The organism is Pseudomonas sp. RL_105y_Pfl2_101, from assembly GCF_963970585.1.
Lineage (GTDB): Bacteria > Pseudomonadota > Gammaproteobacteria > Pseudomonadales > Pseudomonadaceae > Aquipseudomonas.
The window spans coordinates 294274-312908 of record NZ_CAXAPG010000002.1; the positions used below are offsets into that span (position 1 = coordinate 294274).

Here is an 18635-nt window from a genome sequence, read left to right on the forward strand (position 1 = left end):
GCCTTCGGCAGCGCCTACAGAACCCAGTGGGAGCAAGCTTCCTCACCACAAGAGCGATCACTCTCCGGGCTTGGTCCGGTCAGCCGGCCGCCGCACCCCCGCCACGATCTTATCCACAGCCTTGGTCGCCGCAACCATGCCGAACGTCGCCGTCACCATCATCACCGCGCCGAACCCTCCGGCACAGTCGAGCTTGACGCCGTCGCCAACAAAACTCTTCTGCAAACAAATGCTGCCGTCCGGTTTCGGGTAGCGCAGTTGTTCGGTGGAGAACACGCAAGGCACGCTGTAATGGCGGGTCACGGTGCGGGAGAAGCCGTAGTCGCGGCGCAAGGTGGAGCGCACCTTGGAGGCCAGCGGATCGTTGAACGTACGGTTCAAGTCACAGACCTGGATCAGCGTCGGGTCGATCTGCCCGCCTGCGCCGCCCGTGGTGATGATCTGGATTTTGCGGCGCTTGCACCAGGCGATCAGCGCAGCCTTGGCATTGACGCTGTCGATGCAGTCGATCACGCAGTCGATGTTCGGCGTGATGTATTCGGCCATGGTGTCGCGGGTGACGAAGTCGGCCACTGCGTGCACGGTGCAGTCGGGGTTGATCCCACGCAGCCGCTCGGCCATCACGTCGACCTTGGGTTTGCCGACGGTGGTGTCCAGGGCATGTAACTGACGGTTGGCGTTACTGACGCAAACATCGTCCAGGTCGAACAGCGAGATCTCGGCCACACCGCAACGGGCGATGGCTTCCGCCGCCCAGGAACCGACACCGCCAACGCCGACAATCGCCACATGGGCCGCCCGCAGGCGCTCCAGGCCTTCGATGCCATACAAACGGGCGATACCGGCAAACCGTGGATCTTCTGTACTCATGACCATTACCCCAAAAACCGGCGCGCATTATAGGGCTTTGCCGTGGCAATTTAAGCAAAACCTCTCTCCCACAGGTTTTGTGTTCCAACTGACCAGCACCAGGGCCCATGGTGGTCGTTTTGCTATAAGATAACCGCCATTTTGCGAGCCTTGGTCAAATACACTTCAGCGGCCAACCTCAGGACTTGTGGGAGCAGGCTTGCTCGCGAAAGCGGTGTGTCAGCCAATGAAGATATCGACTGACACACTGTCTTCGCGAGCAAGCCCGCTCCCACAAATCCGCGCCTTTATTCCATGCTTTCGGAGTTTTTCATGACGGCCCACGCCGACCTCTCGCCGACCCTGCAACTCGCCTGCGACCTGATCCGCCGTCCGTCCGTGACGCCGCTGGATGCCGATTGCCAGAAACTGATGATGCAGCGCCTGGGCAACGCGGGCTTTACGCTCGAGCCGATGCGCATCGAGGACGTGGATAACTTCTGGGCCAGCCATGGCAAGCATGACGGTCCAGTGTTGTGCTTCGCCGGACATACCGATGTGGTGCCGACCGGTCCGGTGCAGGCCTGGCAGCTCGACCCGTTCGATGCGGTCATCGACGAACAGGGCATGCTCTGCGGTCGTGGCGCGGCGGACATGAAGGGCAGCCTGGCAGCGATGGTCGTGGCGGCCGAGCGATTCGTCGCCGACTACCCGGACCACAAGGGCTCGCTGACATTCCTGATCACCAGTGACGAAGAAGGCCCGGCCCACCACGGCACCAAAGCCGTGATCGAGCGCCTCAAGGCCCGCCAGGAACGACTGGACTGGTGCATCGTCGGCGAGCCGTCGAGCACCACGTTGGTGGGTGATGTAGTCAAGAACGGCCGGCGCGGCTCCCTCGGCGCGAAGTTGACCGTGCGCGGCAAGCAAGGCCACGTGGCTTATCCACACCTGGCGAAGAACCCGATCCACCTGGCCGCGCCTGCCTTGGCAGAATTGGCCGCCGAACATTGGGACCATGGCAACGACTTCTTCCCGCCGACCAGTTTCCAGATCTCCAACCTCAACTCCGGCACCGGCGCGACCAACGTGATCCCCGGTGACCTGGTGGCGGTGTTCAACTTCCGCTTTTCCACCGAATCCACCGTCGAAGGCCTGCAGCAACGCGTCACCGATATCCTCGACAAGCATCAACTGGATTGGCACATCGACTGGGCGCTGTCCGGCCTGCCGTTCCTCACCGAACCGGGTGCGCTGCTCGACGCCGTATCGTCGAGCATCAAGGACGTCACCGGGCGCGAGACCCAAGCGTCCACCAGCGGCGGCACGTCCGACGGTCGCTTCATCGCCACCATGGGCACGCAAGTGGTGGAATTGGGGCCAGTCAACGCGACCATCCACCAGGTCAACGAACGCGTGCTGGCCGCTGATCTCGATGTGCTGACCGAGATCTACTACAAGACTCTGATCAAGTTGCTCGCCTGATGCTCGCCTGCCCGATCTGCAGTGAACCGCTGAACGCGGTGGACAACGGCGTGGCGTGCCCGGCCGGCCACCGGTTCGACCGCGCGCGGCAGGGTTACCTGAACCTGCTGCCGGTGCAACACAAGAACAGCCGCGACCCCGGCGACAACCAGGCGATGGTCGAAGCCCGGCGCGACTTTCTCAACGCCGGGCATTACGCCCCGGTCGCCCGGCGCCTGGCCGAACTTGCCGTCGAACGCGCGCCCGGGCGCTGGCTGGACATCGGCTGTGGCGAGGGCTATTACACCGCGCAGATCGCCGAGTCATTGCCCCATGCCGATGGCTACGCCCTGGACATTTCCCGCGAGGCGGTCAAGCGTGCCTGCAAACGCAACCCGCAGCTGACCTGGTTGATCGCCAGCATGGCCCGAGTGCCGCTGGCGGACGGCTGCTGCCAGTTTCTGGCCAGCGTGTTCAGCCCGCTGGACTGGCAGGAAGCCAAACGCCTGCTCAGCTCCGGCGGCGGCCTGATGAAAGTCGGCCCCACCGCCGGCCATCTGATGGAATTGCGCGAGCGCCTGTACGACGAAGTGCGCGAGTACACCGACGACAAGCACCTGGCCCTGGTGCCGCCAGGCATGATGCTGGATCACAGCGAAACCCTCGAATTCAAACTGACCCTCGACAGTGGCCAGGACCGCGCCAACCTGCTGGCCATGACACCCCATGGCTGGCGCGCCAGCGCCGAACGCCGCGCCAGCGTGATCGAGCAGGCCGAACCGTTCCAGGTCACGGTATCGATGCGCTACGATTATTTCGTTCTTCAATAACCCTTTGATTCCGGGCCCCGGGCAACCGTTCGGGGCCAGTTAAATCCGCGAATGGATTTTTCAAGACCGCAGCGAGGACATCCATGCGCCAACCCGATATCGAGATTTACCTCAAAGACGCCGACGTCGACCACAAGGCCATCGCCGCCTGGCTCGGCCAGGCCCTGGGCCCGTGCAGCGACTGGGTCCAGAAAGGCCAGACCTACAAGTGCAAGGCCGGTAGCATCCCGGTGACCTGGCTGCCCAAGGCCGTGGGTAAATGGAACAGCTTGTACCTGGAAAGTGACCAGACCCCGTGGGAAGACGACATCGCCTGCGCCCGCGCCGCCTTCGCCGCATTGAACGTCGAAGTGCGCTGCGCGCCTGGGTCATGGGTCGAGGAAGAAGGCGAGGAATCGGCGGATCGCTGGATTCGCATCAGTGCCGATGGGGAAGAAGAGATTACCTGGAAGACGGCGTGACGCCAGTCTCAGGTGCAGCCTAGCCCCAAATGTGGGAGCGCTGTGGGAGTAAAGCTTGCTCGCGATGGTGGAGGTACATTCAACATCGATGCATGCTGACCTACCACTGTCGCGAGCAAGCTTTGCTCCCACAGGGCATCTACTATGGCTTCAAGAGTGGGGTTACAACCCCACCACATCCTCAGCCTGCAAGCCCTTCTGCCCTTCCACGACCGCGTACTCGACCTGCTGGCCTTCGGTCAGCGAACGGTGGCCTTCACCGCGGATGGCGCGGTAATGCACGAACACATCCGCCCCGCCTTCACGCTGGATGAAGCCGTAGCCCTTCGCGTCGTTGAACCACTTCACACTGCCGGTTTCCCGTGCTGCCATGGTGCTCACTCCCATTTTTATTTTTTGAGTCGGCTTTTCCCGCCCAACCGCAAAAGGCAAAGCCGTACGAACTTCAGCCACCACATGTCCCTCCATAAGGAAGGCCGTGGCAGTCACTGGCCGAGTATATGACACCCGAGAAAACTCTCAACTGACTTTATTTCGGCGCTTTTTGCCGATTTTCGATGAATCCGGCACACTAGCGGGCCCGAGCAGCCGCTCGGTTTTATCCACTCATGCAGAAGCCGTATGACCCGCTCCCCCTTCCGCCGTCTTGTGTTTGGCACCCTGCGCCGACTGTTGTACCTCTGGGTTCGCTCCGAAACGATCAACCAGTCGTCCTTCTCCCTCAACCTCGACCGCAGTCGTCCGGTGCTCTACGTCCTGCAAGATCCTTCGCTCACTGACCTGGCGGTGCTCGACACCGAATGCACCAAGGCCGGTCTGCCCCGTCCGGTGCTGCCCGTCTCGGTGGGCAACCTGCTGGAACCGGCAGCCTTTTTCTACCTGACGCCAGCACCGGACTGGGTCGGGCGCCAGGATAAGCGCGGTGCGCCGCCGACCCTGACGCGGCTGGTCAACGCCCTGACCCACAATGCCGCCGAAGACGCCCAGATCATTCCAGTCAGCGTGTTCTGGGGACAGTCGCCCGATAGCGAATCCAGCCCCTGGAAGCTGTTGTTCGCCGACAGTTGGGCGGTCACTGGGCGTCTGCGTCGCCTGTTGAGCATCATGATTTTGGGGCGCAAGACCCGCGTGCAATTCTCCGCGCCGATCCACCTGCGCGAGCTGATCGAACACGACAAGGGCCACGAACGCACCGTGCGCATGGCCCAGCGGATCCTGCGGGTACACTTCCGCAATTTGAAAGCCGCGGTCATCGGCCCCGACATCTCCCACCGACGCAACCTGGTCAAGGGCCTGTTGAACCAGCCGCTGGTCAAGCAGGCGATTGCCGAGCAAGCCGAGCGGGAAAACATCTCCGCCGAAAAAGCCAAGGCCCAGGCCCTGCGCTACGGCAACGAGATTGCCTCGGACTATACCTACACCGCGATCCGTTTCCTGGAAGTGGTGCTGAGCTGGTTCTGGAACAAGATTTACGACGGCATCAAGGTCAACCACATCGAAGGCGTGCAGCACGTCGCCCAAGGCCACGAAGTCATCTACGTGCCCTGCCACCGCAGCCACATCGACTACCTGCTGCTGTCATACCTGTTGTTTCGCAACGGCCTGACGCCGCCGCACATCGCCGCAGGCATCAACCTCAACATGCCGGTAATCGGCAGCCTGCTGCGCCGTGGCGGGGCGTTCTTCATGCGCCGCACCTTCAAGGGCAACCCGCTCTACACCGCCGTGTTCAACGAATACCTGCACACGCTGTTCACCAAAGGCTTTCCGGTGGAGTACTTCGTCGAGGGCGGGCGTTCGCGCACCGGACGCATGCTGCAACCCAAAACCGGCATGCTCGCCATCACCCTGCGCAGCTTCCTGCGCTCGTCGCGCATGCCCATCGTGTTCGTGCCGGTCTACATCGGTTATGAGCGGGTACTGGAGGGCCGCACCTACCTAGGCGAACTGCGCGGGGCCAGTAAGAAAAAAGAATCGATCTTCGACATCTTCAAGGTCATCGGCGCCCTCAAACAACGCTTTGGCCAGGTGGCGGTGAACTTCGGTGAACCGATCAAGTTGGCGGAGTTCCTCGACGGCGAACAGCCGGGTTGGCGCCAACAGGAACTGGGCCCGCAATTCAAACCGGCCTGGCTCAACGCGACCACCCACCGCCTCGGCGAGCGCGTGGCCCGTCACCTGAACGAAGCCGCGGCGATCAACCCAGTCAACCTCGTCGCCCTGGCGCTGCTGTCCACCAGCCGCCTGGCCCTGGACGACCGCGCTATGGCGCGGGTGCTCGACCTGTACCTGGCGTTGTTGCGCAAAGTCCCGTACTCACCCCACACCACCCTGCCCGAAGGCGATGGCCGGGCGCTGATCGAACATGTAAAAGGCATGGATTTGCTGTCGGAACAGAGCGATGCACTGGGCAAGATCCTGTACCTGGATGAGCAGAACGCGGTACTGATGACCTACTACCGCAACAACGTATTGCACATCTTCGCCCTGCCGGCGTTGCTGGCGAGCTTCTTCCAGAGCAGCTCGCGCATGAGCCGCGAGCAGATCCTGCGCTACACCCATGCGTTGTACCCGTACCTGCAATCGGAGTTGTTCATTCGCTGGTCGCTGGAAGAACTCGACGGCGTGGTCGACCAGTGGCTCGAAGCATTCGTCGAACAGGGCCTGCTGCGTTTCGAAAAGGACCTGTACCTGCGTCCGGCGCCGAGTTCGCGGCATTTCGTGCTGCTGACTCTGCTGTCAAAAAGTATCGCCCAGACGTTGCAACGCTTTTACATGACCGTTTCGCTGCTGCTCAACAGCGGCCAGAACACCATCAGCGCCGAAGAACTGGAGGACCTCTGCACCGTCATGGCCCAGCGCCTGTCGATCCTGCATGGCCTGAATGCGCCGGAGTTCTTCGACAAGAGCCTGTTCCGCCACTTCATCCAGACGATGCTCGACCTCGATGTGCTGCGCCGCGACGAGGTCGGTAAACTCAGCTACCACGAGTTGCTGGGCGAACTGGCCGAAGGCGCGGCCAAGCGGGTGCTGCCGGCGGAAATTCGCCTGTCGATCCGCCAGGTGGCGCTGCATCGCAGTGAAGATGCCGCGGAGGTCGCCGTCAGCCCCGACAGTTGAAGACTGTCGATCTCTCACCGAGAGCCATGGAACGGTTCCGGTGAGTTGATGGGGCAGTTAACGAGCCTACTCCGACGCTGCGAAGCGGCTAAGACGACGTCAAACAAAGAAAAGACCTACAGAGAACTTTGGAGCAGGCCCCTAGGATGAGCTCACGTCAATGTCGACGTACTGAAAAGGAATTCAGCATGAGCTTACATACCATTACAGCATCCATTCACCTGCCTGACGGCTATAAACTACCCGAAAGCGGTGGTACTCACATCAGCTTCACAACACCGCATACCTCCGGTGGTAGTGGCTCCAACCAAATACCTAAAATGCCATGGATCGTCAGCCTGACCGTTGATGGCGATGTTGCCACCAAAGGGGAGGAGTTTTCGCTGAAAGTGCAAATCAATAGCCCCACCCCATTATTTCTTGATACCCCCCAGACCTTTATCTGGAACGGTGGTGATCAGGAAGTTGATGTCAATCTGACCCTTGCGCCAGTATCGAACACCGAAACCACTCAGCAACTCTCGTTCGGCTCCTGAGTCGCAACGTTCAATTGGGTATGAACCTGCGCCTCCCATCTCTTTGACGCCAGCATGTTGCTGGTGTCATCCCGCGCCACTGACGGCAAAAAACTTAATATAAGGACATTACTGTGGACAACTACTACAACATTTCTTGCATCGCCTACTATCTGGAAAAAATCAGCCTGGCTCCCGACTCAACTCTCTATGCGTTCCTTGAAGATATCAGTGTCGCTGACGCACCGGCTGAAACCGTTGTCACTTGCGTTATTAAAAACGCCGAAACCGCCGGCCTGGGTTTCGAACTCCGAGTGCCCGAATCGGCTATTATCGAAAATCATACCTATGGGATCAGGGTGCGTATCGAAACGGAGGGGGAACTACGTTTCATCACTAAAAAGACTCATACCGTCGACCCTCGCGCCAATTACTTGAAACCGATCGAGATACTGATGACTTCGGTTTAATACATATGCTCCATAAACCCACCTATTCAAGAATAGGCAGTGCGTTTGGCGTTTGAGTTTCACGCATCGAGGGGTGAAAGAATCACCTGGGCAGTGACGCTTCGGCTGGATTTTTACCTCTTGATGCTCCAGATTCGCTCTGACGCCAACACGTTGCTGGCGTCAAAGCAAAAAGGTACTTCCAAATGAAAAAACTCGTTCTGTTCGCATTCATTGCCTTGCTGACCGCTTGCCAGTCGTCATTCCCGCCCAGCGCATCCACCCAGAACCTCGATGGAGAAGTGTTCTATCTGCAACGCATCGCCCTGCCGCCCAACGCGACCTTGAGCGTGAGCCTGCAGGACATTTCCCTGGCCGACGCCCCTGCGGTGGTACTCGATGAGCAGAGCGGCCCGATCAAAGGCCAGGTCCCGTTGCCGTTCCACCTCAGTTATGATCCGGCCCAGGTCAAGCCCGGCCATCGTTATGCCGTGAGCGCCCGCATCGAAGTGGACGGCCAGTTGATGTTCATCACCACTGAACAACACGCCGTGCAACTCGATGGCAAGGATCCGCAGCCGTTGAAGATCCGCGTCAACGCCGCACGCTGATTCCTTTTCCAACTTTCATCAAGGACGCCATCATGCTTCGCTCAACCCTCCGTTTCACCGGCCTGTGTGCAGGCCTGCTGATCTGCGCCAATGCCATGGCCCTGTCCCTGGGCGACCTGTCGCAAAAAGACGCCACGGGCGGTCTCAAGGACGCCTTGACCCAAGGCGCGCAGGTAGCGGTCAAGCAACTGGGTACACCCGGCGGCTTCAGCAACAACCCGGATGTGAAGATCGAGTTGCCAGGCAAGCTCGGCAAAGTCGCCAGCAAGATGAAAGCTTTCGGCATGGGTGAGCAGGTCGATCAGCTGGAAACCAGCATGAACCAGGCTGCCGAAGCCGCCGTGGTCCAGGCCCAGCCGATCCTGGTCAATGCCGTGAAGAACATGAGCGTAAGCGATGCCAAAGGCATCTTGAGCGGTGGCAACGATTCGGCCACGCAATACCTGAACAAGAGCAGCCACGAGCAGATCCGCGCCAAGTTCCTGCCCATCGTCAAGCAAGCCACCGACAAGGTCGGCCTGGCGCAGAAATACAATGCCTTCGCCGGCCAGGCCGCGACCTTCGGCGTGCTGGACGCCAAGAGCGCCAACATCGAAAACTACGTGACCGAGCAGGCGCTGGACGGCTTGTTCGAGATGATCGGCAAGCAGGAAGCCACCATTCGCCAGAACCCGGCGGCGGCGGCGACCAGTTTGGCGAAGAAGGTGTTTGGTACCCTCTAAGCCAAGCGCAAAAACACTGTGGGAGCGAGCCTGCTCGCGATAGCGGTATCAGCCGTAACATCTCTGTTGGCTATTGCACCGCTATCGCGAGCAGGCTCGCTCCCACACTTGATCTTCAGTGCTATCAGAATCGGCTCAAGTCTTCTTGACCCTGAACCACGCCGCATACAACGCCGGCAGGAACAACAGCGTCAACGCCGTGGCCACGATCAAGCCGCCCATGATCGCCACGGCCATTGGCCCAAAGAACAGGCTGCGCGACAACGGGATCATCGCCAGCACCGCCGCCAGTGCGGTGAGCACAATCGGGCGGAAGCGGCGTACCGTCGCTTCGATGATCGCCTGCCAGGGCGCGAGCCCCGCCTTGATGTCCTGTTCGATTTGGTCCACCAGGATCACCGAGTTGCGCATGATCATCCCCGACAGCGCGATAGTGCCCAGCATGGCGACGAAACCAAACGGCTGGCGGAACACCAGCAGAAACAGCGTGACACCGATCAATCCCAGCGGCGCGGTGAGAAACACCATGGCCGTGCGTGAGAAACTGCGCAGTTGCAGCATCAGCAACGTCAACACCACCACGATGAACAGCGGCACACCGGCATTCACCGATTTCTGGCCCCGGGTCGAGTCCTCTACCGTACCGCCCACCTCCAGCAGGTAACCGTCCGGCAGTTGCGCACGAATCGGCTCCAGGGTCGGGAATATCTGCTGCACCAGGGTCGCAGGTTGTTCCTTGCCGTAGATATCGGCCCGTACGGTCACGCTCGGCAGGCGGTTGCGGTGCCAGATCACGCCTTCTTCGAAACCGTACTCCAGGGTCGCAATCTGCGACAGAGCAACGCTCTTGCCGTTGTCGGTCGGCACTGCCAGGCTCGGCAGCAACGACAGCTCAGTGCGCTCGTGCACCGTGCCACGCAGCAGGATTTCGATCAGTTCGTTGTCTTCCCGGTACTGGCTGACGCTGGAGCCAGTGAGGGAGCTGCGCAGAAAACTCGCCAGGCCGGCGGTGCTGACACCCAGGGCTCGGGCACGGTCTTGATCGACGTTCAGGTACACCACCTTGCTCGGCTCTTCCCAGTCCAGGTGCACATTGGTCACGTAGGGGTTTTCGCGAACTTTGACCGCCACTTTGCGCGCCAGGGCGCGGACCTCTTCGATGTGCTCGCCCGTGACGCGAAACTGCACCGGGTAGCCGACCGGCGGGCCGTTTTCCAGGCGTGTGACCCGCGAACGCAGGGTGGGGAACTGTTCGTTCAGGGTCGCGATCAACCAACTGCGCAAGGGCTCGCGGTCTTCGATGGTCTTGGCCAGCACCACAAACTGGGCGAAGCTGGACGCTGGCAGTTGTTGATCCAGCGGCAAGTAGAAACGCGGAGAACCGGTGCCAACGTAGGCCACGTAATTGTCGATGCCCTCGTGGTCCTTGAGCAGCGCTTCAAGGCGCTTGACCTGCTCGGCGGTGTTGCTCAGGGAGGCGCCTTCCTGCAGTTTCAGGTCGACCATCAGCTCCAGACGCCCCGAGGCCGGGAAGAACTGTTGCGGCACGAAACGGAACAACACCACCGAGCCGACAAACAACAGCACGGTCAGGGTGATGACGGTTTTGCGGCGACGCACGCACCACTCCACCATCCGCCGGACACGCTGATAAAACGGCGTGCCGTAAGGGTCGGTCTGGCCGTCAGCCGTGCCATGTTTGGCCGCGTGAATTTTCGCCAGGTCCGGCAGAAGCTTCTCACCCAAGTACGGCACAAACACCACGGCAACCACCCAGGACGCCAGCAACGCCAGCGTCACGACCTGGAAAATCGAGCGGGTGTATTCGCCGGTGCCCGATTGCGCGGTGGCGATGGGCAGGAAGCCGGCCGCGGTGATCAACGTACCGGTGAGCATCGGGAACGCCGTGCTGGTCCACGCAAAACTGGCGGCCTTGATCCGGTCGAAGCCCTGCTCCATCTTGATCGCCATCATTTCCACCGCAATGATCGCGTCGTCCACCAGCAGCCCCAGCGCCAAGACCAGCGCGCCGAGGGAAATCTTGTGCAGGCCGATCCCCAGGTAATACATCGCGGCGAAGGTCATCGCCAACACCAACGGGATCGCCAGGGCCACCACCATCCCGGTGCGCAGCCCCAGGGAGAAGAAGCTCACCAGCAACACAATCGTCAGCGCTTCCACCAGCACCTGGACGAACTCACCGACCCCGGTCTTCACCGCCGCGGGCTGATCCGACACCTTGCGCAATTGCATGCCGGCCGGAAGTGTGTTCTGGATACGGGCAAAATCGACCTCAAGGGCCTTGCCCAGCACCAAGATGTCACCGCCGTCCTTCATAGCCACCGCCAAGCCGATGGCGTCCTCCCCCATGAAGCGCATGCGTGGCGCCGGTGGGTCGTTGAAACCACGGCGCACATCGGCCACATCACTGATACGGAACGTACGATCGGCGACCCGGATCGGAAAGTTGCGGATCTCTTCCACAGACTGGAAATTCCCCGAAACCCGTAGCTGCAATCGCTCGCTGCTCGTTTCGAAGAAGCCTGCGCTCGATACTGTGTTCTGCTCTTCCAGGGCCTGCTGGACCACCGCCAAGGGCAAGCCGAGGGTCGCCAGTTTGACGTTCGACAGTTCGATCCAGATCTTCTCGTCCTGCAAGCCGAGCAGTTCGACCTTGCCCACGTCCTTGACCCGCTGCAGCTGGATCTGGATGCGATCGGCGTAGTCCTTGAGCACGGCGTAGTCGAAACCCTCGCCGGTCAGCGCGTAGATGTTGCCGAAGGTGGTGCCGAACTCATCGTTGAAAAATGGCCCCTGGATACCCGGCGGCAAGGTGTGGCGAATGTCACTGATCTTCTTGCGGATCTGGTACCACAGCTCGGGAATCTGCGCCGAATGCAGGGAGTCGCGTGCCATGAAGGTCACCTGGGACTCCCCCGGTCGGGAGAACGAGACGATTCTTTCGTAATCGCCGGTTTCCATCAGCTTCTTTTCAATGCGCTCAGTGACCTGTCGCGAGACTTCCTCGGCCGTGGCGCCCGGCCAGTTGGTGCGGACGACCATGGCCTTGAAGGTGAACGGCGGGTCTTCGCTCTGGCCGAGCTTGGTGTAGGAAAGCGCGCCAACGATCGCCAGCAAAAGCATCAGGAACAGTACGATCTGGCGGTTACGCAGCGCCCATTCGGAAAGATTGAAACCCATCGGGGATTACTCCTTGGCCGTCAAGTTGACCAGGCGGTTAGAGCGATCCACCGGCCGCACCTGCTGGCCGTCGAGGAGCACATGCACGCCGGCCGCCACCACCCAGTCATCGGGGCTGAGGCCTTCAAGCACCGGAACGGTCTTTTCGCCGAAGGCGCCGACCCGCACCGGGACTTTTTTCAGGGTGTTGTTGGCGTTGACCACCCAGACATAGGTCGCGCCACTTTCAGCCGTCAGGGCCGACAAAGGCACCGACAGCGGCACCTTTTCGGCGGCCTGGATAGAAACCCGGGCGCTCTGGCCCAACTCGGCCGGAACACTGCCAGCGGTGAAAGCCACACGGGCGGCGAAGGTGCGAGACTTGGGGTCGGCGGCCGGCGATAGCTCGCGAATGCGCCCACTGAAACGCTGGCCGGGCTGGCTCCACAGTTCGACCGAAACCGGCTGGCCGATCTTGAACCGGCCAAACCCCTGTTCCGGCAGGTTGATCAGCACTTCACGCTCGCCGTCGGTGGCTAGGGTGAAGACGGTTTGCCCGGCTGACACCACCTGGCCGACTTCCACCGAACGCCGGGCGACCACGCCATCCTGGGGCGCACGCAGTACCGAATAGCCGGCCTGGTTGTTGGCGACATCGAACACGGCCTTGATCTGCTTGAGCCGCGCGGTGCCGGAGCGGTAAAGGTTCTCGGCATTGTCGTACTTGGAGCGGCTGACCATCTGCCGTTCCATCAAGGTTTTGTAGCGGTCACGCTCGGCGCGTACCAGGTTCAAGTTGGCCTCGGCGGCGGCGACCTGGGCACGGGTCGCTTCCAGTTGCAGGCGCACATCCTCAGGATCGAGTTCGGCCAACGGTTGATTGGCCTTGACCCGCTGCCCCTCTTCGACCAGCCGTCGGCTCACCTTGCCGCCAATGCGAAAGGCCAGTTCGGGCTCGAATCGTGCCCGCACTTCGCCGGGGTAACTGTCCATCGCCTGGGTTGAAGGCTGTGGTTTGACCACCATGGCAGGGCGCACGGCGACCGCGACCGGTTCGTCCTGACCACACGCAGACAATAAAAAAGCCAAGGTGACTGGCACGGCGAGGGGCAGGACATAGCGGAACATGGCGAGTGACCTTTCGCTAATGGTGCTTGGAATAATTATACTGGCGAGTATGTTATTAATAGCAAACTCACCAGTCCAGTATTAAAGCGAAAAAATGTCGAACAATCCTTCACCCCCCTCCGGCCCCGGCCGTCCCAAGGATCTGGCCAAGCGCCAGGCCATTCTCGACGCGGCCAAGCGCCTGTTCGTGAGCACGGGTTACGCCAGTACGAGCATGGACGCCGTCGCTACCGAGGCAGGGGTCTCGAAGCTGACGGTCTACAGTCACTTCAACGACAAGGAGACCCTGTTCTCCGCTGCGGTGATCGCCAAGTGCGAAGAACAGGTGCCGACGCTGTTTTTCGAATGGCCGGACGGTGTTCCGATCGAACACGTGCTGCTGAACATCGCCCGTGGCTTTCACCAACTCATCAGCAGCGAGGAATCGGTGAACCTGCATCGGGTGATCATGGCCCTGGGCAGTCAGGACCCGAAGCTGTCGATGATTTTCTACGAAGCAGGCCCACAGCGGATGCTCTCAGGCATGGAGCGGCTGCTGATCAAGATCAACCAGAGCGGTGCCCTGAGCATCGATAAACCGCGCAATGCCGCCGAGCATTTCTTCTGCCTGATCAAGGGCGCGGCGAATTTCCGGTTGTTGTCTGGTTGCGGCCCAGCCCCGGAACCGGAAGGCGCCGAGGCTCATGTGCAGGAAGTGGTGGGGTTGTTCATGCGGGCTTATCGGCCTTAGCTCGACCGGTAGCCTTCTGCTGGCTGGAAGGGCCTCATCGCAAGCAGGCTCGCTCCCACAGGGTTTGATGAACACACAGATCGTGGGAGCTTGCTCGCGATGCAGGCGACGCGCGCTCAGGGCTTGAGCGCTTTCTTGGGGTAGATGTCGTAGCGACTGGATTTGCCATCGAGCCCATGGCTCGGCTTCGGCCCGTCGATACACGGGGCCTTGCGCGGTCGCTTGACCACCACCCGGTGAGTTGCCAAGGCCAAGGCCGCGGCGAGCAGCGCCGGGGCATCCGGATCATCGCCCACCAGGGGGCGGAACAAGCGCATTTCCTTCTTCACCAGGGCGGTTTTCTCACGATGGGGGAACATCGGGTCCAGGTAGATCACCTGGGGCGGCTCGCCTTCCCAGTGGCGCATCACTTCGATGGAGTTGCCCTTGAGCAAACGCATGCGCGCCACGATCGGCGCCACGTCGAAGTCCTCCGCTGCGCGAGCCAGGCCATCCTCCAGCAGAACCCCAATCAGCGGTTGACGCTCGATCAGGCTCATTTCGCAGCCCAGGCTGGCCAACACAAACGCATCCTTGCCCAACCCGGCTGTGGCATCCAGCACCCGCGGACGCACTCCCTGGGCAATGCCGACCGCCTTGGCGATCATCTGGCCACTGCCGCCACCGTACAAACGCCGATGGGCGGCACCGCCCTCGACGAAGTCCACACGCACCGGCCCAGGCGCATCCGGCCCCAGTTGCTGCAATTGCAACCCCTGTTCGCCGACCTGCAAGGCAAACTCGCCATCGCCGCCCTGCAAAGGCAGGCCAAGCCGCTCGGCCCAGTGCTCGGCCTGCGGCTGGAAGGCCGGGGCCAGGGCCTCGACGTGGATGCGGCAGGCCGCAGGTTGCTCACTCATAGAAGTTGTTCATTCATGGAAACATGCTCAAAAAATTAAGGATCGGCAAAAACGGCCGATAACAACGGTGAACGGCATTTTGCCAGAGCTGAGCGTCGACCGAGAAAAATGTCAGACATTCAATCCACATCGATAGGCGTTATCTCCCCTTACGGCGATTACAGCCTGCGCAATACCCAAGCGCTGAGCGGCGTCAGTCACCTGTGGCAGGATTTTTTTGCCCGGGCCCTGGCCGATCAACTGGGTGATAGCGCACCGGCACCTGGCAGCTACCAGCCAGTGGCCCTCGATGAGGCCGTTGAACCCACCCTCGGCGCCGAATTGCTGGAGCACATCGTCAGCCAGCGCACTTGCGAAGTGACCGAAACGCCGGTCAAGCCGCCTGAACCGCTGTTCCTGCCCATCGCTGAATTCGAACTCGACCTGTTGGACAAACCCTTCCCGCCCTTCCCTGTGGAAGAAATCGCTGCCCAGCAAAAACAGCAGACCTTCGAAAGCAACTGGGTTCGCCCCCTCGTCCTGACCGCCGGCCAACCGCTGCCGGAACCCGGTCCGGCACCACAACCGCGCCCACTGCACCTGCCGATTGCCGAGTTCGAACTCGACCTGCTGGACAAGCCGTTCCCGCCCTTCCCGGAAGAGGAATTGGTGGCGCAGCAAAAACAACTGGATTTCGACACCCGCTGGGCACGTCCGATCGTGCTGCAGAACCTGCGCATCGCCGCCTGACGGGGGGCCTGTATCACAAATACTGTTCCTTTTTGATGGCGTCTGTCGTCGTCAAAAAAGAAGCGTATTTGCGAAACAGGGCACTCAGCGACAGATCCACCATGGCCCCACGTCCAGATGAAAATGGTTGCGGTGCGCCGCGTTGTAATCGGGACTCAAGACCACACTGAACATATCGCAGGCGCCGTCGCGGGCCTGACGCAGGAAGCGCGCATCGGCATTGTCCTTGGGCCAGTCCTTGAGCACGCTGACCGTGCGCCCATCGGCCAGGCGAAACCCGGCAATGTCCAGCGCGCTGGCGGTGGCGTGCTGGCTACGCGCCCCGCTCTCACGACCGTACATATTGCGACAGGCAAAACTGCCAAGGTGATCGACCCGCGTCACTTTCTGCCCGTAGACCGCCATTGCCGCCGGCTGCAACCCATGGCGCTCGAACAGCGCGAAGGCCACGGCCAGCGGACAACTGGCGAGGAAACTGCTGCTCAACGCCACGTCACCGCCCTGTACCCTCAGCACATTGTTCAGCGGGCAATCGGCCTGGGAGCGGCTGTCGGCCTGGCGAGCGGTGCGCAGCCCCGAGGTGGCGAGGGCCTGGTCACACAACTGCGGGTCGTTGCGCAGGGCCATGAGCTTGAAGCGGGTCAGCAGGTTGGGCGCAAGGTTGACGTTCAGGGGCGCCCAGGGATTCCATTGGGGCGGCAGCGCCACCCAACCGCGCCATACCCCCAGCCCTGCAACGCCAACGAGCAGTGCCACGACCGCAAGAACTTTCAAAAACCGCACGACGTTGCCTCGGGTATCAACCCTTGAATAATTGGTTGGCCTGCTTGAACGGCATCGATCGGCGCGTGAAGGTGAACGTGCCCTGCTGCTGGATTTCTTCGGCGGCGCGGAAGAACTCGCCATACGCGGCCAGGGCCAACGCCGATCCGACACTGATGCGCTTGACGCCCAACTCGCTCAACTGCGCGACGGTCAGGTCCAGCGCCCCGGACATCAGCACGTTCACCGGTTTCGGCGCTACGGCCCGCACCACGGCGAGCACTTGCTCGGCGCTGCTCAGCCCCGGGGCATACAACACGTCGGCCCCCGCGTCGGCGAAGGCCTTCAAGCGGCCAATGGTGTCCTCCAGGTCCGGATTGCCGTGCAGGAAGTTCTCCGCGCGGGCCGTCAGCAGAAAGGGATACGGCAAGCTGCGCACGGCGTCGGCGGCGGCCTTGACCCGCGCCACGGCATGGTCGAAGCAATAGATCGGGCTGTCTTCGCGTCCCGTGGCATCTTCGATCGAACCGCCCACCGCACCAGCCTGCGCTGCACGGAGCAGGTTACGCGCACAATCGTCGGGGGCATCGGCAAAACCGTTCTCCAGGTCCACGGCCACAGGTAGATCGGTGGCGGCCACAATCGCCCGCACGTTGGCCAGCGTGTCCTCCAGGCCCAGCGCACCATCGGGCCGGCCCAAGGAAAAGGCGTGGCCGGCACTGGTGGTCGCCAAGGCCTCGAAGCCGAGGCTGGCCAACATCTTGGCGGACCCGGCATCCCACGGGTTGGGAATGACAAAAGCCCCTTCACGTTCGTGCAAGGCCTTGAACGCCTGGGCTCGACGAGTTTGCGCATCCATGTAGTTCGCTCCTGAGCAGAGAGGGTTGGCCTCAGAGCAAACCCAGTTGCTCGGCGGCGGGCTCTCTATATAGCTCAGGCAGGGCCGGCAAGCCAGGCAAACGACTCATCAGGCGAGCGTGGAAGCGTTGCGCCAGTTTCGCCGCCAGCAGGTTATCGGCGGTGTGCAGGAAGATATAGGGGGTACGCCCCTCTTCGATCCATCCGGCGATTTTCTCCACCCACGGCGTCAGGAACGGCTCGTTGGCTTCCAGCACCGGATGGCCGATAAAGCGCACTTGCGGGCATTGGGTGAACGCCGCTGGCCGGGGCGGCACCCGGGGCTTTTTCGATTGCGCATGAAGCACGGCAGGATCAAGCGAGGTGCAACTGAACAAGGCCCGGGGATCGAGACAGATGCGTTCGACACCGCGATCGAGCAACAAGCGGTTGAGGCGCCGTTCGGCATCGCCCTTGGCAAAGAACTCATCATGACGGACCTCCACGGCCAAGGGGCGCTGCAAGGCGTCGATGAACCCTGCCAGTTCCGGCAACCGATTCGGGGTGAAAGCCTTGGACAGTTGCAGCCAGTACGGCGAGACACGCTCACCCAAGGGGCTGAGCAATTGCAGGAAGGTTTCGGTGGCCGTCAGGCGCTCGCGCAAGTCGCCATTGTGGCTGATGTCACCGGGGAATTTGGCGGTGAAGCGAAAGTGCTCGGGCATGGTCTCGGCCCAACGCCGCAAGACGGCCGCAGACGGGCTGGCGTAGAAGGTCGTATTGCCTTCCACAGCATTGAACACTTGGGAATAGAGATTCAGGAAGTCGGTGCTTTTGGCGTCCTGGGGATAAAGGTAATCGCGCCAGGCGTTTTCGCTCCAGGAGGGGCAGCCCAGGTAGTAAGGCAAGACCATCAGATGTAGAGATCGAGTCCCAGCACTTCCATATCCCAATCGACGAAACCGGCGGTACTCAGGTAGCTCGCCAGGGCCGTGGCGACACTGCGGCTCATCGCACGGTGGTAAAGCATGTCTTGCTGACGGGCGGGGAGATTGCTCAGGCGTTGCGCGGAAGCTTTGGCGGCACGGGCGGCCAATTGCTCTTCAGACGGAAACTCCAGTTCGCCATCGATATCATCATCGAAGGACTCTTGCTCAGCGACTTTGCCTGCACGAGGCTTGCGCTTGATGGGGTAGGACTGGGAGGAAAAGCCGTCTATACGCATAACAGAATGCTCGGTATCAATGATGGCAATTTAGCGGCACTTTCACAGCCGCGCAAATGCACAAGTGATAACTAGAGCACATAAAGCCTAAAAGGTTTAAAAACGGGGTAAAAAAGTGACGACT

Annotated in this window: 19 protein-coding genes; 10 read left to right on the forward strand and 9 right to left on the reverse strand. The window is 61.1% G+C overall.

Annotated features, from left to right (window positions below; translation table 11 throughout):
• Positions 1-57 precede the first annotated feature (57 nt).
• Positions 58-876 carry a tRNA cyclic N6-threonylcarbamoyladenosine(37) synthase TcdA gene (gene tcdA / locus AACY31_RS04070; protein WP_339476305.1) on the reverse strand — a complete coding sequence of 273 codons (819 nt, stop codon included), beginning with the start codon at positions 874-876 and terminating at the stop codon, positions 58-60.
• A gap of 306 nt (positions 877-1182) precedes the next feature.
• Here tcdA and dapE point away from each other — a divergent pair, with 306 nt between their 5' ends.
• The 3 genes from dapE (at position 1183) to AACY31_RS04085 (ending at position 3604) form a co-directional block, all read left to right on the forward strand.
• Positions 1183-2334, forward strand: a complete 1152-nt coding sequence (dapE, locus tag AACY31_RS04075; RefSeq protein ID WP_339476306.1) for a succinyl-diaminopimelate desuccinylase — start codon at positions 1183-1185, stop codon at positions 2332-2334.
• A complete protein-coding gene (locus AACY31_RS04080) occupies positions 2334-3143 on the forward strand; it encodes a putative RNA methyltransferase (RefSeq protein WP_339476309.1) in 810 nt (269 codons plus the stop codon). Before dapE ends, AACY31_RS04080 begins: the two co-directional genes overlap by 1 nt.
• An 83-nt stretch (positions 3144-3226) precedes the next feature.
• Positions 3227-3604 carry a hypothetical protein gene (locus AACY31_RS04085; protein ID WP_053182357.1) on the forward strand — a complete coding sequence of 126 codons (378 nt, stop codon included), beginning with the start codon at positions 3227-3229 and terminating at the stop codon, positions 3602-3604.
• A 162-nt stretch (positions 3605-3766) separates the two neighbouring features.
• Here the strand turns inward: AACY31_RS04085 and AACY31_RS04090 are convergent, their stop codons facing one another.
• The gene (locus AACY31_RS04090) at positions 3767-3976 is read right to left on the reverse strand and encodes a cold shock domain-containing protein (RefSeq protein ID WP_003198198.1); all 210 of its coding nucleotides are present in this window, start codon (positions 3974-3976) and stop codon (positions 3767-3769) included.
• A 249-nt stretch (positions 3977-4225) separates the two neighbouring features.
• On the opposite strand from AACY31_RS04090, the gene plsB reads away from it, so the two are divergent.
• From plsB to AACY31_RS04115, 5 genes are all read left to right on the forward strand, one after another.
• Positions 4226-6724, forward strand: a complete 2499-nt coding sequence (plsB, locus tag AACY31_RS04095) for a glycerol-3-phosphate 1-O-acyltransferase PlsB (protein WP_339476317.1) — start codon at positions 4226-4228, stop codon at positions 6722-6724.
• A gap of 188 nt (positions 6725-6912) precedes the next feature.
• Complete coding sequence (locus tag AACY31_RS04100; protein ID WP_339476320.1) at positions 6913-7260, forward strand: hypothetical protein; 348 nt, start codon at positions 6913-6915, stop codon at positions 7258-7260.
• Positions 7261-7373: 113 nt separating this feature from the next.
• Entirely contained in the window at positions 7374-7709 is a 336-nt protein-coding gene (locus tag AACY31_RS04105; protein WP_339492258.1) for a YbaY family lipoprotein, read from the forward strand.
• A 185-nt stretch (positions 7710-7894) separates the two neighbouring features.
• A complete protein-coding gene (locus AACY31_RS04110; RefSeq protein ID WP_339492257.1) occupies positions 7895-8299 on the forward strand; it encodes a YbaY family lipoprotein in 405 nt (134 codons plus the stop codon).
• Between the two features lie 32 nt (positions 8300-8331).
• On the forward strand, positions 8332-9021 hold the full coding sequence (locus tag AACY31_RS04115) for a DUF4197 domain-containing protein (RefSeq protein ID WP_339476327.1): 690 nt from the start codon (positions 8332-8334) through the stop codon (positions 9019-9021).
• Positions 9022-9156: 135 nt separating this feature from the next.
• On the opposite strand, the gene AACY31_RS04120 is transcribed toward AACY31_RS04115, so the two are convergent.
• The gene (locus AACY31_RS04120; protein ID WP_339476330.1) at positions 9157-12222 is read right to left on the reverse strand and encodes an efflux RND transporter permease subunit; all 3066 of its coding nucleotides are present in this window, start codon (positions 12220-12222) and stop codon (positions 9157-9159) included.
• 6 nt (positions 12223-12228) lie between these two features.
• Positions 12229-13329, reverse strand: a complete 1101-nt coding sequence (locus tag AACY31_RS04125; RefSeq protein WP_339476333.1) for an efflux RND transporter periplasmic adaptor subunit — start codon at positions 13327-13329, stop codon at positions 12229-12231.
• A gap of 94 nt (positions 13330-13423) precedes the next feature.
• Here AACY31_RS04125 and AACY31_RS04130 point away from each other — a divergent pair, with 94 nt between their 5' ends.
• On the forward strand, positions 13424-14059 hold the full coding sequence (locus AACY31_RS04130; protein WP_339476335.1) for a TetR/AcrR family transcriptional regulator: 636 nt from the start codon (positions 13424-13426) through the stop codon (positions 14057-14059).
• Between the two features lie 116 nt (positions 14060-14175).
• Here AACY31_RS04130 and AACY31_RS04135 read toward each other — a convergent pair whose 3' ends face one another.
• Positions 14176-14958: a class I SAM-dependent methyltransferase gene (locus AACY31_RS04135; RefSeq protein WP_339476341.1), complete on the reverse strand. Its 783-nt coding sequence runs from the start codon at positions 14956-14958 to the stop codon at positions 14176-14178.
• A gap of 108 nt (positions 14959-15066) precedes the next feature.
• On the opposite strand from AACY31_RS04135, the gene AACY31_RS04140 reads away from it, so the two are divergent.
• The gene (locus AACY31_RS04140) at positions 15067-15687 is read left to right on the forward strand and encodes an energy transducer TonB (RefSeq protein ID WP_339476343.1); all 621 of its coding nucleotides are present in this window, start codon (positions 15067-15069) and stop codon (positions 15685-15687) included.
• An 84-nt stretch (positions 15688-15771) separates the two neighbouring features.
• On the opposite strand, the gene AACY31_RS04145 is transcribed toward AACY31_RS04140, so the two are convergent.
• From AACY31_RS04145 to AACY31_RS04160, 4 genes are read right to left on the reverse strand one after another with little or no spacing between them, the layout of a single operon-like run.
• Positions 15772-16470 carry an extensin-like domain-containing protein gene (locus tag AACY31_RS04145; RefSeq protein WP_339476345.1) on the reverse strand — a complete coding sequence of 233 codons (699 nt, stop codon included), beginning with the start codon at positions 16468-16470 and terminating at the stop codon, positions 15772-15774.
• Between the two features lie 16 nt (positions 16471-16486).
• Positions 16487-17308, reverse strand: a complete 822-nt coding sequence (locus tag AACY31_RS04150; protein ID WP_339503894.1) for an isocitrate lyase/PEP mutase family protein — start codon at positions 17306-17308, stop codon at positions 16487-16489.
• A gap of 31 nt (positions 17309-17339) precedes the next feature.
• On the reverse strand, positions 17340-18200 hold the full coding sequence (locus AACY31_RS04155) for a DUF72 domain-containing protein (protein ID WP_339503896.1): 861 nt from the start codon (positions 18198-18200) through the stop codon (positions 17340-17342).
• Complete coding sequence (locus tag AACY31_RS04160; RefSeq protein ID WP_339476353.1) at positions 18200-18511, reverse strand: hypothetical protein; 312 nt, start codon at positions 18509-18511, stop codon at positions 18200-18202. The genes AACY31_RS04155 and AACY31_RS04160 overlap by 1 nt, the downstream gene beginning before the upstream one ends.
• Between the last annotated feature and the right edge of the window lie 124 nt (positions 18512-18635).